Here is a 2371-nt window from a genome sequence, read left to right on the forward strand (position 1 = left end):
CTGATTAATGCGGCGCCAGGCTATTTTGATGCGGGTCAGATTAGGAAATGCATTGAGCACAATATTTACCGGGCCGGTCATATACAGAAAGATGAAAACAAAGGTGCGGATCTCATATTCCTGTAAGCCAACCAGCACCAATGGAAAAATAAAAACAACTGCACCAATCACTATGGTAAAGATCAGTTCACCCACGACAAATACATTTACAAACATGCGGCCTGCCACAACGTTCGTATCCCGGTAATTACTACTATTGAGACGCATGTCTGCTTCAAACTCCAGGTTTCTTTTATTATTCAGCTTAAGTTCTTTAAACCCTTTTACCAGGCTATTGATAAAGCTGATATAAATATTCTGCATGTCCCTGGTTTTTTCCCATACCGCACCTGCTTTTTTGGTTACATAGAAGTACAGGGAGGCTGCTGCCAATATCGTTATGATGGAAATAACCAGGCCCCAGATATTTACCATACCCAAATAAGCAAAACAACAGGCAAGTGTTACCAAACCAGTGATGATGCTTACCAATACCTGTGGCAGATTGCTGACTTCCTGTGTATCGCCGGACAATACCGTGATCAGGTTCTCATGCTTCAGCTGCTCCATTTTATCAAAGGGAGTATTCAACAAGTTATTCACCAGCCGCACACGAATGGTATACACAAAGGAATTTACCACATGCAGCAATTTTATTCTCAGCTGTCCCTGGCAATAGATATACAGCATAAGTCCCAGTAAGAAAAAGTAGAAATACCCACTGCTGAATATATGCTCTCTGCCGATAGCGCCATTTACCGTAAGTATGATGAGGGAGTTACCCAAACCTGCTACACTGCTGAGTGTAACGACGGTATATAAAGAGCGGTCATCTTCTTTGATGAGCAAAGAGGAACACAGATAGTATATAAAGAAAAAGCTTACGCCGGCAAACAATAAAATCATACAAGGTAAGAAACTGGCGGGGGCCCATACTTTCATGAATTGCCAGGAGAGTCCATCAAACATTGCTTTTGGAATGATCAGTATACAGAAACCGATCAGGGCTACAATGGATACGGACAACAGAAAGCTGGTGATGTGCTTTGTCCTGATAGCCGGCAGCAATTTTCGTTTGCCCTGTTTCCATTCTATCAGCAGCATTGCCAGAAACCAGCAGGTGCTGAAGATAAAGAGGCAGGATATTAATGCAATAACAACAACACCGATATCGAGGCGCCTGTACATATCCTGATCGTGCTTCTTTACGGGTTTTCCATTCAGGATATTCAAAACATCTTTGGCAATGGCTTCGGTATAAGAAGTATTTAAATTCGATAATACTACTACACCGGATTTATCACGGGGATTAAATGTAACGAAAGAAGAATAGTTCGGATTGCTACCACCATGTGCGATGGTATTTTCCCTGTTCTGATATACCAGCCATCCGGCGGCATAAGAAGCACCCTGTGCATCCGGCAACACACTTCTGTCCGGAACATGTGCTGCTGCAATCAGCGCGCTGTAAGAACTGTCTGGCACTTCTCCCAGCTGGCAGCGCAGCCATTTTTCCATATCATTGATATTGGAGATGATATATCCTGCAGGCAGGTTGCCACTATAAAAAGGTGCGTGATAAGCCTGCTGCTGCAGAAAGCTGAGTTTGTAGCCTGTTGCCAGGTTTGCACCTGCCTCCTCCCGTGACAAAAATGTCTGGTGTAATCCGAGCGGCGCCAGTACATGTTGTGTTATAAAAGCAGCGTAGGGTTGACCTGATACTTTTTCGATCAGCAGCCCAAGTACATCGTAATTGATGGTGGCGTATTCAAAACGATCACCAGGATAGCGTCCCAGCCGGATAGTCATTAGTCTGCGAACAGTAGTTTCCAGCGCAGCAGGATCATTTCCCGGCTGAATGAGATCAATGGAATGAAATGGGATGCCACTGGTGTGGTGCAGCAGTTCTGCTACTTTAATGGCCGGCGTGCACAGACCTGTTGCGCTGCTCTCAAACTGCATCTTAAACCAGGGCAGGTAGTTTGTAACCGGGTCTTCCAGCTTCACTTTCCCCTGTTTCACCAGGTACATGATACCAAGTGCTGTAAAGGCTTTAGTGTTGGAACCAATTTCAAAATAGGTTTGTTCATTCACTTTCAGCTGCGCTTGCATATCAGCATAGCCATATGCAGCTTTTAATACAACAGTGTCGTTTTTGATAACAACAACAGATAAGCCTGGTATATCTCCCACCTTCATCTGGTCCTGTATATATTTCACTGCCATCTCCTTTCTTTCAGAGAAGAGTGATGTTGTTATCTGCGCCAGTAATGTATTGCTACACACTATCATCAGACAAAGAAGAACTGGAAAAAAAAGTCTTGTCAGCATA

At 43.9% G+C, this 2371-nt stretch carries 1 protein-coding gene; it reads right to left on the reverse strand.

Going from position 1 to position 2371, the window contains the following annotated elements:
- Nucleotides 1-2265 (reverse strand): serine hydrolase (locus VIP81_RS10920; RefSeq protein ID WP_331959826.1); only part of this gene is annotated, 2265 nt, incomplete at its 3' end.
- Nucleotides 2266-2371 lie beyond the last annotated feature (106 nt).

The organism is Chitinophaga sp., from assembly GCF_036566945.1.
Classification (GTDB): domain Bacteria; phylum Bacteroidota; class Bacteroidia; order Chitinophagales; family Chitinophagaceae; genus Chitinophaga.